The following is an 18,660-nucleotide window of genomic DNA, read 5'->3' on the forward strand; positions in this document are numbered from 1 at the left end:
TTCGATGACCGGCAGATACATCCACACCGCACTCGGCCGGATCTATGTCGACATATCCGGTGCGGGCGAGCCGATACTGCTGCTGCCCAGCCTGCTCACCGACCACACCCTCTTCGCCGCGCAGATACGCCATTTCGGCGATCGGTACACCACGATCGCGGTGGACCCGCCCGGTCAGGGCAGCAGCGAACACCTTGAACGCCAATTCTCCTTCGAGGAGAGCGCCCGCAGCTATCTGCAGATCCTCGATGAACTGGGATTCGCGCGCGCCCACATAGTCGGAAACTCCTGGGGCGCAATGATCGGCGGCACCCTGGCCGCGACCCACCCCGACCGCGTGGCCTGCGCCATCCTCATCAACGGCACCGCCTCCCCGGCACCTGCCTGGGACCGCCGGAAGCTGGCTCTCTCCGCTCAGCTGAGCCGCCGCCTCGGCCGCATGGCCTTCCCTCGAATCCTGGTCGTCCCCCGCTTCCTCGGCGCGACGACCAGACGCACCCGGCCGGAACTGGTCGACGATTTCCTGACCATCCTGGCCCGCAACGATCCCCGCTCCGCGAGCCTGGCGGTCGAGAGCATCGTGGTGAATCGCCCCGACCAGCACGCCCTCTTCACCCGAATCCAATCCCCGGTCCTCATCATCACCGGCGATGAGGACATCAGCTTCCCGGTTCCCGAGGTCCGTCGCATGGCCCGCGCCATCCCCGGCTCGGAATTCGCCGTCCTCGACCACGTGGGCCATCTCGCGGCCTACGAAGCCCCCGATGTGGTCAACCGTCTCATCGCCGACTTCCTCGCCCGTCACCCATCCGCATGAAAACTCAACGGGTGGAATTGATTACAGCTGAAGCGGTCGGTCCACCGTCGGGGATGGACCGACCGGATTCGAGCTAGGAGGCGCTGCCGGACAGCAGGCCCGACAGCAGCCCGCCGCCGAGGCCGGAGGAGCCGGTGGAGGTTTGCAGGGTCCAGGTGCCGCAGCCGGTGGTGAAGAAGGCGATATCGGTGGACTGGATGGTGACGGTGGCCGAACCGTTCACCGCCCCACCGGTTTCCAGCACGGCGGTGGCGCTGGGGGTCAGAGCCGAGAGCCGGGCCCAGGCGCAGGTGGAGAGCGCGGTGCTGGTGGTGTAGGTGCCCGCCTGGATATCGGTGCCGACGGTGAAGATGGAATCGGTGCCCATGCTGGTGCCGACCGCGCTCGCGGTTCCGGTGGAGCTCAGTACGGCGGTGGCGGCGAGCGCGAGCCCGGTCGCCCAGAGTGACTTACGCATAAAGGAGTGTCCTCAATCGTCTGAAATGAATGCGTTTCGCAGGCTATGAGCCGCCGGTTCCGCTCGGGACCGGATCCAGGAACCTCACAGGAACATCGCGGCTGGAATCGGCCGGGCGAGGTTCGGGGTGCGCGAGTAGCCCGATGTGAGCTCGCCGTGACTGTGATTCATCCCGTATATCTGGTTCTGCTCCCCGAACGGTCTTGGTACCGCTTAACGTCGCGGGGGCAGAACTGAGTTGGGAAGGTGGCAGTAGGCGTGATCGGTACGCAGGCGAAGCTCGATGAACTGGCCAAGATTTTGGAGATCGCCGCGGAACCCGCGGGCGAGGCCGGGGTCGCCAAGCGGGAGAAGAAGGGCATTCCGAGTGTGCGGCAGCGGGTCGACATGCTGCTCGATCGCGGGACGTTCATCGAGACCGGTGCGCTGGCTCGACAGCCGGGACAGGCGGACGCGCTCTATGGTGACGGCCTGGTCACCGGTCGCGGGTTGATCGGGGGACGCCCGGTGGTGGTGATTTCTCATGATCAGACCGTGTACGGCGGGTCCGTGGGCGTCACCTCGGCGCAGAAGTTCATGCGGGCGCTGCAATTCGCGTTCGACAACGCGTGCCCGGTGGTGACGATCAATGATTCCGGTGGTGCGCGCATTCAGGACGCGGTGGGTTCCATCGCCTCGTTCGGTGATATCTCGCGGGTCCTGGAGAAGCTGTCCGGATATGTGCCGCAGGTGTCGATCATTCTCGGCAAGTGCGCGGCCGGATCGGTGTACGGGCCGATCAATACCGATGTGCTTATCGGGACCAAGGATTCGTACATGTTCGTCACCGGGCCGGATGTGATCAAGGCCGTCAATGGTGAGGATGTCACTGCCGAGGAGCTCGGCGGCGCGGAGGTGCAGGCCAAGCGCGGCACGCTGCATCACGTGGCCGAGACCGAGCAGGAGGCGTACGACTGGGCGCGCAATTACCTGAGCTACTTCCCGACCAGCTGCGTCGAAACGCCGCCGATCGTGAATCCCGGTCTGGAGCCGGAGATTACGGCCTCGGATCTGGAACTCGACCGGATCATCCCGGACTCCGACCGCTCCGGCTACGACATGCACGAGATCCTGCTGCGCCTGTTCGACGACGGTGAATTCCACGAGGTCCGCGCCGCGTTCGCGCCCAACCTGATTACCGGATTCGCCCGCGTGGACGGCTATCCCGTCGGCGTGATCGCCAATCAGCCGCTGGTGCTGGGTGGTTCGATCGATGCCGCCTGCTCGGACAAGTCGACCTATTTCATCCGTCTCTGCGACGCCTTCAATATCCCGCTCGTCTTCGTCGCCGACACCCCCGGCGTCCTCCCCGGCCTGTCCGAGGAAGCCGCGGGCGTGATCATCCGCGGCGGCCGCGTCCCCCGCGCCATCATCGAAGCGACCGTCCCGATCATCAACCTGGTGGTCCGCAAGTCCTACGGCGGCGCCTACGGCATGATGGCCGCCCGCCAGGTCGGCGCGGACTTCAGCTTCGCCTGGCCCACCGCCCGAATCGCGGTCATCGGCGCCGAAAGCGCGGTCGACCTCCTCGGCAAACGCCAACTGGCCGCCATCCCCGAGGAACACCGAGCCGCCGCCCGCGACTTCATGGTCAACCAGTACAACGAAACCGTCGCCACCCCTTGGATCGCGGCCGAACGCGGCTACATCGACGCGGTAATCGAACCCTCCCGCACCCGCCTCGAAATCCGCCACGCCCTCCGCCTCCTCCGCGACAAACAACCCCTCAAGCCCGAATTCAACCCCCGCAAACACGCCATCTATCCCATGTAATGCCGGGTATGCGATTCCGCTTCGAGCTGACACCGCTCGAGGAGGTTCACCCCTGGGGCTCGGTGACCCCGAACCTGCACTGGTTCGGGCTCACCGACGGTCTCTACTGCCTCGATGTAGGTGGCGTCGAACTGCTGCGCTACACCGATCGAACGATGGATTGGCTGACAACCCAACGGGATCGGCCGCCACTGCCGTGGGTGGACTACTATGTGGTCCGTCTGTGGGAGGACATGCTGGCCGTGCTGCCGTACATCCTCGAGCCCGTCCCGGACGATCTGGTGGACTACATGATCACCGGATCCATGGTGCCAGTCGATCTCGACGATTCGATTCTGGACAACCCCGCGGTCGACGCGGCGTGGGACGCGTCCGGCGAACGCAGGGTCGATACGTCCTACCTGCGCTTCGGTCCGACGCTCTCGTGGTGTCGCACGCTCGATCCGGTGGACACCGTCACCGTGGGTTGGCACACCACCGCAGACCCCGACGGTGAAATCGCTTTCACCGCACCGCTATCGGGCAGGGTGTCGGTGCCAACGACTGAGTTCATCGATGCCGTAACGGATTTCGACCGCAGGCTGTTCGAATCCATGCGGGTGCGCGTGGATCGATTGGCCGAGACCGGCCCGCCCGACGGGATAGAACTCGATATCCCGCACCTGATTCGGGAGCATGAGGATCGTCGCACCTGGTTGGCGCGGGCCTTGGCACGGCAGGTTGGCACCGATTGGGAGGCGGTCCGGGCGGGCGTGGCGATTCTGGTGCAACCGGGAGTCGGTCAGAAGTAGACGCCGGGGACGCAGTAGCCGGTGACGTATTGGCGGTCGCCGTAGCGTACGGCGGATGGATTCCATTGTGCGCCAAGGGATTCTACGAAGGAGTGGACTGCGTCCAGGTCGGTGCGGTCGGCGATCAGGATGAGGTTGTCGTCTTCGGTGACGGAGCCGCCGCCGAGGGTGTCGCGGGCTGTCGGGTCGGCGAGGAGGGCGTCGTGCAGTCGGGTTCGGTCGATGCCTGGGATTTGGACGATGAATCCGTCTGCGCGGGGGTCGTCGGCGGGCAGGTATTCGATGCCGAGGACGGCTTCCTGGTGGTAGCGCACTCGCAGGTCGTCGGCGATCCAGCACAGGTTGTCGCGGCCGGTGCAGGCCAGTTCGAAACGGCGGGCCGGTTCGTAGGTGATCTGCTGGGATTGGTCGGACCAGAACACGCCGTCGATGGGTTCGGAGTGCACGGTGAGCCCTAGTTCCATGGCGGCGGTGAGGTTGGTTTCCAGTTCGAACTGGGTGAGTGGATCGTTCAGGCGTGGATCGGCCGGATCGGTGATGGTGGCGGTATTCCAGGTGCCGAACAATTCGGCGGTCGGCTGCAAGGGGTTCCCGGGCGCGCACGAGGCCGGGCCGTAGGCGTCGGCCGCGCCCGCGCCGACCGAGATCAGGGTGGCGCCGAAGGTGACGGCGGCAGCCAGGGTGGCGGCGACTCGATTGGCGATCATGAGGCCGCTCCTCCTCTCCAGCGGGTCGAGATTCGACGGATCCGGGACGAGATGAGATCAATCGAAGTCTATTGCGCCGGATCCGGCGGTATTCGGAAACGCACAAGTCCGGCACCGCGCCCTACCTGGACCGTTGACCGGTGAGAGCAAGCACACACATTGCCTGCCGTTTGCCCACTTAGACTGGCTGCGAGTTCCGATCGATGATGATCGCCTGTGGCACCGCGCTTTTCGCGCGTGAATCGTTTGAGGAGTGGATCCAGTTGAGCAGCGCCTTCCGACGCCGCATCTCGCCCACCGAACGGATGTATCTATCCGCCAGGGAGGTCCACCCACACTTTCTGATCCAGGTGATCGTCGAGGGCACGGGAGCACTGGACCCGGACAAGCTGCGGGACGCGGTTCAGGTCGCATCGCTGGCACATCCCGGCTCACGCCTGGAGCGCTCGGGCCGCGATTGGGTCGCCCGAGCCGATACGCCCCGGGTCAAGGTGATCGCGAACACCACCGTCGACTACGACCGGCTCACCGAGGACGACATCCTCAACGGCCCGATCTCACGGCCCGATTACGTATCCGAAGCGCCGAACTGTGAAGTCGTGCTGCTCACCGCCGACCCGGTCACGGTGATCTTCCGCGGTTTCCACGGCGTCATGGATGCCAAGGGCCTGCAAATGTGGGCCGCGGATGTCTTCCGGGTACTGCGCGATGAGACGCCCGAGGGCGCGGACGATCCCACGACCGATCTGGAATTCGCACTGCGCCTGGGTATTCCGGGATCACCCGCGCCGATGCGAGTGCGCTTCCGCTCGCCGATCGGGCACGGTGCCGCGGTGGCGGGCCGCCCCTTCCTGCTGCGCCATCGGAACGTGCCCGGCACCACCACCGCGATAGCGGCGCGGGTCGGTGAAATCGTCGCCCGGGCAACGGGTTCCACCGCCCGCCTGATGATCCCGGTCGACCTGCGCAGACATGACGCCGAACTGCGCTCGACCGCGAACCTCACCCTGCCGCTGTTCCTGGACACCGAGCCGGGGGAGAGCTGGCGGGAGATCAACGGCCGCATGCTGGCCGGACTGATGCGCCGCGATGAACTCAATCAAATGAAAAACCCGGGCCTGGAACAGATTCCGGTTCCCGTGGCCAAGGCTGCCGTACGCACCATCGACGCGATCGGCAGGCGTACGGGCCGAAACCTGTGCTCGGCCATCGTCTCGCACGCGGGCAAGGTCGCGCTCGCCGATTTCGCCGGACCGGATTTCACCCCCACCGGCGTGGTGGCGATTCCCGCGCACACCGGCCTGGCCCCGATCAGCTTCGCGATCGTGGAATCCGAGCATTCCACCGGCATCACGGTCTCCTGCCGCAACGGCCACGGCGTCGCCGAACGCCTGGAGACCCTGCTGGACTCCATCGCGGCCGCCCTCACCGAACCCGAACAGCCGGTCCAGCAGGCCGACGCGGCCCTTCAGGCCGATGTGGACGGGTCCGAATCGGAATCCGTCGAGCAGGCGACCACGCTGGTGGAATTGCTTCGCGCGCAGATCGCGGCGCGGCCTGCGGCGCTCGCGGTGACCGGGCCGGACGGTTCGCTCACATACGCGCAGTTGGGGGCGCGCTCGGCCGATATCGCGGATGTGCTTCGTGAGCGCGGGGTCGGGCGGGGCGATATCGTCGCCATTCTCGCGGGGCGCACGCTGGAGGGAATGGCCGGGCAGTGGGGCATTCTGGAGGCCGGTGCGGCGTTCCTGCCGCTGGATCCCAAGCATCCGCGCGAGCGCATCATTCAGACCCTGCGTGATTCCGGTGCGGGCGTATGCCTGGTCGAACGCCGGTACGCCGATATCGTCGGTGACGCCGTTCCGGCCCTGGTGCTCGAGAACCTGCCCGAAAGCGGTTCCGAGCCACTCGATATCGGCGTCGAACCCGGCGACGTCGCGTACGTGACCTACACCTCCGGCTCGACCGGCCGCCCCAAGGGCGTGCGCGTCACGCACGACGGTGTCATGCACTATCTGCGCGCGGCGCTGGACTGGTATCGGCTCACGCCCGATACCCGGTACGCGCACTATCACACCCCCGCGGCCGATATGGCGGCTATGGCGATGGTGTCCCCGGTCATCGCGGGCGGCACGGTACTGCTGGTGCCGGGCGATATCAACCACCTCACCCTGTCGGACATGCTCGGCGAGAACGGCGCGAACACACTGTTCTTCACGCCCAGCCTGGCGGAAGTCGCACTGCGCCAAGATATTCGACCCGCCGCCTTCAATACTGTCGTCCTCGGCGGGGAACAGCTGAGCCACGACCTGGCCCGCCGGGTGCGCGAATTCTTCGGCCCCGAGGTGAGACTGGTCAACAGTTATGGCCCGACCGAGGTCAGCCTGGTCTGTGTCTCACACCTCCTCACCGATACGAGGTCGCCCGGCGCGACTTCCGCCCCGATCGGCTTCCCCGCTCCCGGCACCACCGTGCACCTGCTCGATCCCGAGGGCGAGCCGGTGCCGGACGGTACGGCGGGCGAATTGTATTTGGGCGGACCGCAAGTCGCCGCCGGATATCTGGACCGCCCCGAACTGACCGCCGAACGCTTCGTCACCGTGCACGGCGAACGCACCTACCGCACCGGCGATCTGGTGCGCCGCCTGGCGGACGGCGCGCTCGAATTCGTCGGCCGGGTCGACCACCAGGTCAAGATTCGCGGCAACCGCGTGGAACCGGATGAGATCCGCTGCGTGCTGGAATCGCATCCGGATATCGCCGCCGCGGCCGTAATCAGCCGCCGCCGTGCGGAACACAGCGATCACGTCCTGGAAGCCTTTGTGGTGCCGACCTCGCAAGCCCCTGCCGATCAGGCGCTGCGTGACTTCCTGGCGGATCGCCTGCCGGTGTACATGATCCCCAGCGGCTTCCATCACATCGCCGAACTCCCGCTCACCAGCAACGGTAAGACCGACCGCGCCGCGCTCGCGGACCTCCTCGCGGGTGAGTCCGAATCGAGTCGAAATACGCTGCCCGGCAACCTTTCCGACTTCGAGGACGGTAACGGCGCGGGCGCATCCACGCCCGCTGCCGGTGACGACGTGGATGACTCCGAGAGTGATCTCCAGGAACAGATCGCCGAGATCTGGGCTCGTGTCCTGCGATGCGATTCCGCTGCCCTCGGACCCGATTCCGACTTCTTCGCCCTGGGCGGCGATTCACTCGCCACCGTCGAGATGCTCGCCCAGGTCTCCAAGCGAATTGTCGGCCGGGACGCCGAACAGGCGTTCGTGGCCCAGGTCGAGGGCCTCATCACCCATCTGACCCTGAACCGGGTATGCGAGGCCGTGGCCGTTGCCGCGGGTACAGGAGCATTCGAATGATCTTCATCGGCAGCGGTTCGCTACTGTGGCGAGCCGTCGATTTCGCCACCACCGCAGGGCATTCCGTCGATCTCGTGGTGGTGCCCGCCGGTCAGCAGACGTCGGCCGGGGCCAGGCAGGTCCCGGTGCTCGCCACCGCCGATGTGAACGCCGCCGCCGATGAGCTGGCGAGCGCCTGCACGGACGGCATCGTATTCTCCGTCAACAACGCCACCATCCTGCGGGAGCCCCTGCTGGACAAGGGTTTCCGCGTCTACAACATCCACAATGGCCTGCTGCCCCGCCATCGCGGCCTGCCCGAGGCCGCGATCGCGCACGCGATCCTCAACGGCGATAACGCCTACGGCGCGACCCTGCATGAAATCGACGCCGGGGTCGACACCGGTGCGGTGCTGGATGTCGAACAGTTTCCGATCACACCGGCGGACGGCTTCCAGGACATCATGTTGCAGGGCCTGCGCGCCTGCACGGTGCTGTTCGAACGCAATCTGGAAGCCATTGTCGCGCACCGCATCACCCCGATCCCGCAGCCGACCGAGAACAGCGGCTACTACGGTCGCAAGGCCCTCGACAGCCTCCGCGATCTGACCGATCACCCCGATTTCCCCAGGGCCACCGACCTGGGCATCTTCTCGGCGTTCTACCCGGAACTGGCCGCCGCCAGCCGCACCGCCTGACCTATATCGAAGTCTCGTGTTGCGCCTTACGCCAGCGCAGTGGTGACTGCCCGGTCCAGCGCGCGAAAGCGCGGGTGAAGCTGGCGGATTCGGAGTACCCCAGCCGATCGGCGATGGTGGCGGTCGGCAGCGTGGTGGCGGACAGCAACTCACACGCGAGCGTGCAGCGCACCTCATCGACCAGCGACCGATACGAATGCCCCTCCGCCGCCAATTGCCGCCGCAGCGTCCGAGTCGAAATATGCAGCGCCGTCGCCACTTCGGATTCGGTGAGCAGTCCGCGCGGCGGGGTGAGCACCACCTCGCGGACCTGACCCGCCGTGCCGATCCGGGCGCGGCGCGCGATCGCCAGTTCCCGGCACTGCTGGGTGGTGAGGTCGGCGGTATAGGGATCGGACTGTGGCAGCGGCGCGTCGACGGTCCGCACATCGAAGACGGCCGCATAGTCGTCGGCACCGTATTGCGTTGTGTCGGAGATGAGTTCGGTGGTCGGGTGCGCATTCGCGAAGTCCTGCCCGGAGTAGGGCAGCCGGATCGCGTGCAGCCGTGCGCCCGCCGCGGTGATATCGCTGTACAGCGTGGCGATGATGCCGATATCGCGTTCGGCCACGAACCGGGCCAGCACCGGATCGGTCACCTCCGGCTCGATCACCAGGGCGAGTTCCCCAGCACTCTCGACCGCGGTGATCCGGCTGAACGAATACGACAGATCCAGGAACCGCAGCCCGACATCGATGGCATCGCGCACGGATCGGCTCGCGATGAGCGCATACCCCCAGATACCGTGCGCGGTGGCGTGATACCGCAGCCCGGCGGCCAGGCCGAAGCCGGTGGTATCGGGTACCGCCCGCAGCACATTGGTGATGATGGCGATTTCCTGCGCCCCGGTGACGAGCGCGCCCGGGCGGCGCAGTTCGGCGGGCGCGACCCCGGTGCCGCGCAGGCATGTCGCTTCCGAGACGCCGTGCTCGGCGGCCAGCCGGGTGATGAGCAGCGCGCTGGTGGGTGCCCGTAATGCGGTCAGCACGCTCATGGTCGGCTCCGCCCGGCGATTGTCACTGGCCAAAAATATCAAAAAACCGGCCCGCGCGGACGTGGGAATCACCACCCTCGCCGCCTTACCCTCGGGCTGAGCGGACCGTGACGGCGGTCACGGGAGCGGTGAGGATACGAGGCGAATTTGAGCGAGCACACCAGCTTCGACTACGTGATCGTCGGAGCGGGCAGCGCCGGTGCGGTGGTGGCCGCGCGGCTGTCGGAGGATCCATCGATATCGGTACTGCTGCTGGAGGCGGGCGGTGCGGCCGATGCCGACGAGATCGCCATTCCCGCGGCCTTCCCGCAGCTGTTCAAGACCAAATGGGATTGGAACTACGAGACCACCGAACAGAAGCATATGGCCGGGCGGCGCGCGTTCTGGCCGCGCATGAAGGCGCTCGGCGGCTGCTCGTCCATGAACGCCATGATCTACATTCGCGGCAATCGCGCCGACTTCGATTCCTGGCGTGACGATTTCGGGGCCGAGGGCTGGGGTTACGACGATGTGCTGCCGTATTTCGTTCGCGCGGAGACCAATACGCGACTGCGCGACCGATTCCACGGCGCGACGGGTCCCTTGCACGTCGAGGATCGCCGCTACACCCATGAGCTGACCGACGGCTGGATAGATGCCGCCACCGGGCACGGATTGGCCCGCAACGCCGATTTCAACGGCGCGACCCAGGAGGGCGCGGGCCACTATCAGGTGACCTGTAGGAACGGCAGGCGCTGGTCGACCGCCGACGGCTATCTGACGCCCGCGCTGGAGCGGCCCAACCTGACCGTCCGCACCCACGCCTTCGTCACCAGGGTGATCCTGGACGGTACCCGCGCGATCGGCGTGGCCTATCGCCATCGTGGCCAGGAACAGACCGCGCACGCGGCCGCCGAGGTGGTGCTGTCCGGCGGCGCGATCAATTCACCTCAGCTGCTGATGCTTTCGGGCATCGGCCCGGCCGCGCATCTGCGTGAACACGGCATCGATCCGGTGGTCGATCTGCCCGGCGTCGGCGAGAACCTGCACGACCATCCGGTGACACCGCTCATCTGGCGCACCAGGGGCACCTCGGATCTGACCGACTTCTCCAACCCCGCGCGGCTGGCGCAGTGGAAGCTGGCCGGGCGCGGTCCGCTGTCCTCGAACGTCGGTGAGGGCGGGGCCTTCTTCGCCTCGCGCGACGGTCTGGCCGCACCCGATATCCAGGTCATCGTCGCGCCGACCGGCTTCTACGACAATGGATTCCGCGAACCCGCGGGCCAGATGTTCACCGCCGGGGTGACCCTGGTGAATGTCGGCAGCCGGGGCCGGGTCCGCCTGCGTTCCGCCGATCCGGCGTGGAAGCCGGAAATGGATCCCGGCTACTTCGAGGATCCGGCCGATCTGGCCGCCTCGGTGGCGGGTGCGCGCCGGGTGTTCGAGATCGTGCGCGAACGCCCCCTCGCGCGCTTCCTGGGCGAACCATTCCTGCCCGATCGCGTCGACGGACTCTCCGATGAGCTGCTGGCCGACCATATTCGCGCCTGGACGCAGACGCTGTATCACCCGGTCGCCACCTGCTCGATGGGCACCGGCGACAACGCGGTCGTGGACCCGCAATTGCGGGTGTACGGCATCGACGGGCTGCGGGTGGCCGACGCCTCGGTCATGCCGGTCGTACCGCGCGGTAATACCAACGCCCCCACGGTCATGGTGGGCGAGAAGGCATCCGATCTGATTCGGGACGGCCGCACCTCATGACGCGGGCCGAAGATACGCAGGGAGCCATCGTGACGGCAACGGTCACAAAGACATTCGACTCACTGAACCCGGCGACGGGTGATCTGGTCGGCACCCATCCGGTATTCGACGCCGAGCAGGTGAACGATACGGTGGCCCGCGCCCGCGAGGCCGCAAGCTGGTGGGCGGGACTGAGTTTCGCCGAACGCGCCGAGCGGCTGAAGATCTGGCGCGGCATCATCGCCCGCCGGATGGCGCAGCTCGCCGAGATCTCGCACGCCGAGACCGGTAAGCCCACCGCCGACGCCCAGCTCGAAATCGTGATGATGCTCGACCATCTGGCCTGGGCGGCGGGCAATGCCCGAAAGGTATTGGGCCGCAAGAAGGTTTCCACCGGGCTCATGGCTCCCGACCTGGGTGCGTCGGTGGAGTACCTGCCGCTGGGCGTGATCGGCGTGATCGGGCCGTGGAACTTCCCGGTCTTCACCCCGATGGGTTCCATCGCCTACGCGCTCGCGGCGGGCAACGCGGTGGTGTTCAAGCCGAGTGAATTCACCCCGGGCGTCGGCGTCTGGCTGGTGGACGCGTTCGCGCAGGCGGTGCCCGAGCATCCCGTGCTCCAGGTGGTGACCGGACTCGGCGAAACCGGTGCGGCACTGTGTAGCTCGGGCGTGGACAAGATCGCCTTCACCGGCTCGACCGCCACCGGTAAGAAGGTCATGCGCGCCTGCGCGGACACGCTGACCCCGGTGCTGATCGAGGCCGGTGGCAAGGATGTGCTGCTGGTCGACGCGGACGCCGATCTCGACGCGGCGGCCGAGGCGGCGGTCTGGGGCGGGCTCTCCAATGCGGGACAGGCATGCATCGGCACCGAACGGGTCTACGTGCACGAGCGGGTGTACGACGAATTCGTCGGCAAGCTGGGCGATCTGGTGACGAACCTGCGCGCGGGCGATGACCCGGAGGCGCAGCTCGGCCCCATGACCATGCCGTCCCAGCCGAAGGTGGTGGCGGACCATATCGCCGATGCGCTGAGCAAAGGCGCGCGAGCGCTCGTCGGCGGAATCGCCGCCGTCGGTGAGCGATTGGTGCAGCCCACCGTCCTGGTGGATGTGCCCGAGGACTCCATCGCCATGACGGAGGAGACGTTCGGGCCGACGCTGGCGGTCAACAAGGTTCGCGATATGGATGAGGCGATCGAGCGGGCGAACGATTCGCGCTACGGACTCGGTGCCGCCGTATTCTCCAAGGGTCGCGGTCAGGAGTTGGCGCGGCGCATCCGATCCGGCATGACCGGCGTGAATCTGGTCTATCTGTTCGCCGCGCTGCCCGAACTGCCGTTCGGTGGTGTCGGTGATTCCGGTTTCGGCCGCATCCACGGCCCGGATGGGCTGCGCGAGTTCACCTACGCGAAATCCATTGCGCACCGCCGCTTCCCGGCGCTGTTGCCGCTGACCACGTTCGCGCGCACCGCCAAGATCGACAAGCTGATGGCCACCCTGACCGTGCTGCGGCACGGCTGATCATCGTCATACCGGCCTCGAAATCCATTGATAGGAATCAGAGTTCAATGTTGAGCACAATGCAGGACGAGCAGCTGTCGCTGGCGACACTGCTGAAGTACGCGTCCACCTTCCAGGGTGAGAGCACGATTTCGACCTGGACCGGTGACGGGGTCCGTACCCAGACTTTCTCCGAGATCGGCGCGGATGCGGCCCGTCTTGCCAATGCCTTGCGTGACCTGGGCATCGGTGAGGGTGATCGGGTCGGGACCTTCATGTGGAACAACAATGAGCACATGGTCGTGTACGTGGCGGTGCCGGCGATGGGTGCGGTGCTGCACGCGTTGAACATTCGTTTGTTCCCGGAGCAGTTGGTGTATGTGGCCAATCATGCCGAGGATCAGGTGGTGATCGTCGATGGCACGCTGGTGCCGATGTTCGCGCAGTATCTGCCGAATCTGAAGACGGTGCGGCATGTGATCGTGGCCAACGGGGACGCCTCCAGCTTGACTGCGCCCGAGGGTGTGCAGGTGCATTCGTATGCGGAACTGCTTGCCGCGCAACCTGATACCTATGATTACCCGGTCGTGGACGAGCGGTCGGCGGCGGGGATGTGTTACACCTCGGGCACCACCGGTGACCCCAAGGGTGTCGTCTACTCCCACCGGTCGAATTTCCTGCACGCGATGCAGGTCTGCGCCCCCAACGGCATGGGTTTCAGCGAAGCCGACACGGTGCTGGCGATTGTGCCGCTGTTCCACGCGAACGCGTGGGGTCTGCCGTACGCGGCGATGATGTCGGGCGCGAACCTGCTGATGCCCGACCGCTTCCTGCAACCGGGTCCGCTGCTGGAGATGATGGCTGCGATCAAGCCGACCTTCGCCGCGGCTGTCCCGACCATCTGGGGTGGTGTGCTGGCGGGTTTGCAGGCCGCGCCGCAGGACATCTCCCACCTCCGCACCTGCGTGGTGGGCGGTGCGGCCCTGCCGCCCTCGATGATGCACGCCTTCGAGGACAAGTACGGCGTCAAGCTCCTGCACGCCTGGGGCATGACCGAGACCTCCCCGCTCGGCTCGGTCTCGCACCCGCCCAGCACCTCTGAGGGCGATGAGCGCTGGGCCTATCGCTACACCCAGGGACGTTTCCCGGCCGGTGTCCAGGCGCGCCTGGTCTCCGATGACGGCGACATCATCCCCAATGACGGAGAATCGCTGGGCGAGTTGGAAGTTCGCGGTCCCTGGATCACCGGCTCGTACTACTCCCCGGACGGCGACACCATCGATCCGGACAAGTTCCACGATGGCTGGCTGCGCACCGGGGATGTCGGCAAGATCAGCCCCAACGGCTTCCTGACCCTGGTGGACCGTTCCAAGGATGTCATCAAGTCCGGTGGCGAATGGATCTCCTCGGTGGATCTGGAGAACGCCGTCGTCGGTCACGCCTCGGTCGCCGAGGCCGCCGTCATCGGCATCCCGGATCCCAAGTGGGATGAACGTCCCCTGGTCGCGGTCGTACTGGCCGCCGGATCGCAGGCCGAACCCGAGGAGCTGCGCGACTTTTTGGCCGATAAGTTCGCCAAATGGCAGCTGCCCGAGTACTGGACCTTCATCGACGAGGTGCCCAAGACCTCGGTCGGCAAATTCGACAAGAAGCGCCTGCGCGGCCAGTACGCCGACGGCGCGCTGACGGTCACGAAACTGGGCTGATACCGGCCGCGCGGATCGGCAGCCTAACCGGCCATATGACCGGTCTGGCTGTCGAGCAGGCGGCGCAATACCTTTCCGCTCGGATTGCGCGGAATCTGCTCCAGCACAATGAATTCCTTGGGAACCTTATAGCGCTCGAGCCGTCCGCGAATATAGGTCTTGAGCTCCTCGGCGGCCGGAACGGCGTGTTCAGGCGCGGGCACCAGATAGGCGCGCAGCACCTGCCCGAATTCCGCATCGGGAACGCCGATTACGACGATATCGGCGATGGCGGGATGGTCGGCGAGGACATCCTCCACCTCTTTGGGATAGATGTTCTCGCCACCGGAGACGATCATGTCGTCATCGCGGCCGTCGATGTAGAGGCGGCCGCCGGTGTCGAAATGACCCATATCGCCGGTGTTCACATGGCCGTCGATGATCTCCTTGGCCGGTGCGGGCGACTTCCCGTCGGAGACGTAACCGTGGTAGCCGAGTCCGCCGCGGACGAAGATCGTGCCGGTCTCACCGATGGTGGCCCGGGTGCGATCCGCGCGCAGAATCCGCACGGACACACCGATGGCGGGGCGTCCGGCGGTCTTGGGGGAGTGCGCCAGATCCGCCGCCGTGGCCAGTGAGACCACGCCCGCCTCGGTGGAACCGTAGCCATTGACCAGGATCGGGCCGAACGCCGCCAGGAACTGGCCGATCGTGGCGGGGGAGATCGGTGCGGCCCCGGTCACGGCCAAACGCAGTGAACCGGTGCGGAATTCACTCCGCCGCTGCTCGGGAACGGCCATCAATCGCTGAATCATCACCGGTACGCCGACGAATACCGCGGCCCGGTGCCGGTCGATATCGGCCAGTGCGGCCTCTGGATCGAACCGCCTGCGAATGATCATGGTCGAACCGAGCGCCAGTCCACCGAGTGCGATGGCGAGGCCGAAGCCGTGGAAGAACGGCGGTGCGAGCACCATTGCCTCGCCATTGCGAAAACGGGTGGCCGCCATGGCGGTAGCGACCATCTCGGCGATGGCGCGCCGGCTGATCGGGCGGGAGACGCCCTTGGCGAGGCCGCCGGTGCCGGAGGTGAGCAGGGTGATCTTGACCGGCTGGCGCACCGGCGGTGGGGTCGGATGTGATTGCCGGGCAAGCGAGTCCAGCGATGTGCCGGTCTCGGAATCCTGCCAGGCGATCACTCGGACGCCGCCGAAACCCGATGCGGTGACATCCGCGTCGTACTCCTGATCGTGTACCAAGACATCGGGCCGATGCCGCTCCAGGATCTGCCGCAACTGCGCCTCGGGCAGATCGGTATTGAGGAAGACCAGTTCGCATCCGAGCTGCGCGCCCGCCACGGCAGCCTCGAGGAATCCGCGATGATTGCGGCACAGCACCGCAAGCGATTTCGCCCCCGGCGCGAGCGAATGCAAGGCGGCGGAGATCTTTTCGGTGCGCCGCTGCAATTGTCCGTAGGTGATCGAACCGCGCTCGTCGATCACCGCGACGCGGTCCGGGTATCGCGCCGCCGACATCGCCATCACCGTCGCGATCGACGGCCCGTACTGCCGGAATCCCCGGCCGATGCGGATCAGCGCACCCGGCCCGATCGGCCGTACCGCACCCGAAGTCAGCAGGGGCACAACGGCATCCCACCACTGAAAGGTCATATTACGAGCCATCACGGGCTCCGTTCTCGATGCTGCGCAGCGACGCCTTGGTATCGCCGAGGAACCGGTAGAGGAAGGTGGTGGAGATTTCCAGCGGTGTGCGCAGCAGCGGTACCAGCACCGAGAGCGGCCACACCACATTCGGGGCCAGCGTGCGCGGTTTGCGCACGATCGCGCGGGCGATGATGTATCCGGCATCGCGAGCCGAATGGCCCGGGATCGCCGACACCCAGCCGCTGGGCGCGCTCATCCGGGTGAACATGGCCCCGGCGTAGAAGCTGGTCAGCGTGACGCCGTCGGGCCTGGCCTCCATGGCGACCGACCGCATCCAGATATCGAACGCGGCCTTGGTGGACAGGTAGAAACTCCATTTGGGCGCGACCGGGAACACGACCGCCGCCGTCGAGACATTGACGATGTGCCCGGAACCCCGCTCGCGCATACCGGGCAGCAGGGCCAGGGTGAGCCGCATCGGCCCGATGTAGTTGGCCGCGGTGGTGCTGTTGAGATCCTTGGGCCGGTCATAGGACAGATGAATCGAGCGGCGCAGTGATTTGCCCGCGTTGTGCACCAGATAGTCGACCCGGCCGAACTGTGTGAGCACCTGTTCGGCAAAGGTTTCCACCGATTGCTCCGATGCCAGATCCAGCGGGATGGCGACCGCGTTTCCGCCCGCCTCCTTGATCTCGCGGACGATGAGATCGAGTTGTTCGGCCGAGCGCGCACCCAGCACCACGGTCGCACCGGCGGCGGCCAGAATGCGCGCGGTGGCCTCGCCGACGCCGAACGACGCACCGGTGATCACGGCGATCTTGTCCGTGACCTCCGCGCGCAGCCGGGCCTGATTTCGGTAGGGACGCGGCCCGATCAGCCAGATGACGGACCTGCCGATGGGTCCGGCGGCCAGCCAATTGTTGGGTCCGGCGTCGAGAGAGTTGCTCACTCGTTGTACTCCGTTGTCTCGGTGGGCAAGTGGGAACGGTCGAGGAGCGCGCTGATGGCGCGCGAGGACAGCGGGGTGCCGGGTGCGAGGGTCAGTACCGTCTGCCCGGTGGCGAACAGGTTGGCCACCAGCAGTTCTCGCACCTGGACCCGGCTCAATTCGCGGTGTTGCAGCCAGTCGGTCACCACACCTTCGACGAAGGCGAGCCAGCCGATGACGGCGCTGCGCGCCAAAGCCGTTGTCGCACCGCCGCTCAGCTCCTGCATGAGCCCGTCCACCAGGCGGTCGATATGGCGCTGCTGGATGGCGCGCAATTCCGCATCGGGGACCCGGGTCGACAGTGCCAGGGGCGAACCCTCGAATTCGGCGGCGGTATCGAGGTACAGGTCCAGGCCCCGGATGAGCCGCGATACCGCGGGTCCGCGCAGGGCTTGCAGCCGATCCCAGAAATCGCCGTAGACGGTTTCGGCGGCGGCGAGGTAGAGGCCGCGCTTACCGCCGAAGTGGTAGGTGATCAAGCCGATCGCGACACCGGCGCGCTGCGCGATCTCGGTGGTGGACACCTCGTCGAAGCGTTTGGCGCGGAAGACGGTAATCGCGGCTCCGAGCAGTGCGGCTCGGGAGGCTTCGCTGCGAGTCGAGGCCGACCTCTGTTTTGAATGATTTTCAACCGCGTCGGCTGCGTTGGCCGGAGGTTGAACATCTTTCAATACATCGAACCCGGCGGTGGCCAGCAGGCTCGGCAGCAACAGCGCCATGATCCGATCGGCCGTGACCGAGCTGTCGATCAGGCGCTGCGCGCTCAACCCCACGCCCAGGCTGAACACGGTTTTCGCGGCATCGCGGAACCTGTCCGGCGCGTTCGATCCGGCCATATCGGCGAAGAGCGCGGCAATGGCGTCCTGGAGTGTGGCCACATTGGCGGTCAGTTGATCGCGCAATCCGGGATCGCCCTGCGCCACCAGCGCCAATTCCAGTTCGAGCCGATTGCGGCCGGTATCCCGCACATTCGCGCCCGCCCAATCCAGTGCCGCCGCAAGCCGATCCGCGGTCGCCCCGCCGCGTTCGCGCAGTGTCGCGAGATCGGCCATGGCCTCGACGTGGATCAGCTCCACGACCTCCAGGCAGAGCTCGTTCTTATTGCGGAAGTTCGAGTACACAGCGCCTTTGGAGTATCCGGCGACTTCGGCGACATGAGCCAGCGAGGTGTTCGACAGACCGTCCGCGATGAACAGATCGCGCGCGGTGCGAACCAGGTCGGCGCGGGTGCGCGCCTGGCTTTCCGGTCGTGACATGCGTGCCATGCGAATCAAAATACCACTGGTATCTGAGTACTGTCACTCCCGAATTTCCGGCCCGGACCGGGTGTGTCGGTGCACAACGGATTCCGCGGGGCCTTTGTGATTCGACGGAGTTTTCGCGATTCCGGCATTTCGGACCGGTTGGATCGCTAGAACGGGAGGGCCGGATACCTGAAGA

14 protein-coding genes are annotated in these 18,660 nt (G+C 66.2%); 8 read left to right on the forward strand and 6 right to left on the reverse strand.

Annotated elements, in window-relative coordinates:
* Positions 1-4: 4 nt before the first annotated feature.
* On the forward strand, positions 5-817 hold the full coding sequence (locus ACFC4D_RS32320; protein WP_376068832.1) for an alpha/beta fold hydrolase: 813 nt from the start codon (positions 5-7) through the stop codon (positions 815-817).
* 73 nt (positions 818-890) lie between these two features.
* Here ACFC4D_RS32320 and ACFC4D_RS32325 read toward each other — a convergent pair whose 3' ends face one another.
* On the reverse strand, positions 891-1,274 hold the full coding sequence (locus tag ACFC4D_RS32325) for a hypothetical protein (RefSeq protein WP_376068834.1): 384 nt from the start codon (positions 1,272-1,274) through the stop codon (positions 891-893).
* A gap of 258 nt (positions 1,275-1,532) precedes the next feature.
* On the opposite strand from ACFC4D_RS32325, the gene ACFC4D_RS32330 reads away from it, so the two are divergent.
* Together ACFC4D_RS32330 and ACFC4D_RS32335 are read left to right on the forward strand one after the other, a co-directional pair.
* On the forward strand, positions 1,533-3,086 hold the full coding sequence (locus ACFC4D_RS32330; RefSeq protein WP_375953856.1) for an acyl-CoA carboxylase subunit beta: 1,554 nt from the start codon (positions 1,533-1,535) through the stop codon (positions 3,084-3,086).
* Positions 3,087-3,094: 8 nt separating this feature from the next.
* Positions 3,095-3,877, forward strand: coding sequence for a DUF5984 family protein (locus ACFC4D_RS32335; protein WP_376068836.1), 783 nt, complete (start codon positions 3,095-3,097; stop codon positions 3,875-3,877).
* On the opposite strand, the gene ACFC4D_RS32340 is transcribed toward ACFC4D_RS32335, so the two are convergent.
* A complete protein-coding gene (locus ACFC4D_RS32340; protein ID WP_376068838.1) occupies positions 3,868-4,584 on the reverse strand; it encodes a hypothetical protein in 717 nt (238 codons plus the stop codon). The two genes, ACFC4D_RS32335 and ACFC4D_RS32340, sit on opposite strands and share 10 nt — an antisense overlap.
* Positions 4,585-4,847: 263 nt before the next feature.
* On the opposite strand from ACFC4D_RS32340, the gene ACFC4D_RS32345 reads away from it, so the two are divergent.
* Positions 4,848-7,949 carry an amino acid adenylation domain-containing protein gene (locus ACFC4D_RS32345; RefSeq protein ID WP_376068840.1) on the forward strand — a complete coding sequence of 1,034 codons (3,102 nt, stop codon included), beginning with the start codon at positions 4,848-4,850 and terminating at the stop codon, positions 7,947-7,949.
* Entirely contained in the window at positions 7,946-8,626 is a 681-nt protein-coding gene (locus tag ACFC4D_RS32350; RefSeq protein WP_376068842.1) for a formyltransferase family protein, read from the forward strand. The genes ACFC4D_RS32345 and ACFC4D_RS32350 overlap by 4 nt, the downstream gene beginning before the upstream one ends.
* A gap of 1 nt (position 8,627) precedes the next feature.
* Here ACFC4D_RS32350 and ACFC4D_RS32355 read toward each other — a convergent pair whose 3' ends face one another.
* Positions 8,628-9,659 (reverse strand): AraC family transcriptional regulator, encoded by a 1,032-nt coding sequence (locus tag ACFC4D_RS32355; RefSeq protein ID WP_376068844.1) that lies wholly within the window; start codon positions 9,657-9,659, stop codon positions 8,628-8,630.
* Between the two features lie 147 nt (positions 9,660-9,806).
* Here ACFC4D_RS32355 and ACFC4D_RS32360 point away from each other — a divergent pair, with 147 nt between their 5' ends.
* From ACFC4D_RS32360 to ACFC4D_RS32370, 3 genes are read left to right on the forward strand one after another with little or no spacing between them, the layout of a single operon-like run.
* Entirely contained in the window at positions 9,807-11,402 is a 1,596-nt protein-coding gene (locus tag ACFC4D_RS32360; RefSeq protein WP_376068846.1) for a GMC family oxidoreductase, read from the forward strand.
* Positions 11,399-12,904 (forward strand): aldehyde dehydrogenase family protein, encoded by a 1,506-nt coding sequence (locus tag ACFC4D_RS32365; protein ID WP_376068848.1) that lies wholly within the window; start codon positions 11,399-11,401, stop codon positions 12,902-12,904. Before ACFC4D_RS32360 ends, ACFC4D_RS32365 begins: the two co-directional genes overlap by 4 nt.
* A gap of 47 nt (positions 12,905-12,951) precedes the next feature.
* Entirely contained in the window at positions 12,952-14,589 is a 1,638-nt protein-coding gene (locus tag ACFC4D_RS32370) for a long-chain fatty acid--CoA ligase (protein ID WP_376068849.1), read from the forward strand.
* Positions 14,590-14,612: 23 nt separating this feature from the next.
* Here ACFC4D_RS32370 and ACFC4D_RS32375 read toward each other — a convergent pair whose 3' ends face one another.
* From ACFC4D_RS32375 to ACFC4D_RS32385, 3 genes are read right to left on the reverse strand one after another with little or no spacing between them, the layout of a single operon-like run.
* Positions 14,613-16,250: an AMP-binding protein gene (locus tag ACFC4D_RS32375; protein WP_376068851.1), complete on the reverse strand. Its 1,638-nt coding sequence runs from the start codon at positions 16,248-16,250 to the stop codon at positions 14,613-14,615.
* Positions 16,240-17,181: an SDR family NAD(P)-dependent oxidoreductase gene (locus tag ACFC4D_RS32380; protein WP_376068853.1), complete on the reverse strand. Its 942-nt coding sequence runs from the start codon at positions 17,179-17,181 to the stop codon at positions 16,240-16,242. Before ACFC4D_RS32380 ends, ACFC4D_RS32375 begins: the two co-directional genes overlap by 11 nt.
* The gene (locus ACFC4D_RS32385) at positions 17,178-18,485 is read right to left on the reverse strand and encodes a TetR/AcrR family transcriptional regulator (protein WP_376068854.1); all 1,308 of its coding nucleotides are present in this window, start codon (positions 18,483-18,485) and stop codon (positions 17,178-17,180) included. Before ACFC4D_RS32385 ends, ACFC4D_RS32380 begins: the two co-directional genes overlap by 4 nt.
* Positions 18,486-18,660: the final 175 nt, after the last annotated feature.

The sequence above is a fragment of the Nocardia sp. NPDC056000 genome, from assembly GCF_042269265.1.
Lineage (GTDB): Bacteria > Actinomycetota > Actinomycetes > Mycobacteriales > Mycobacteriaceae > Nocardia.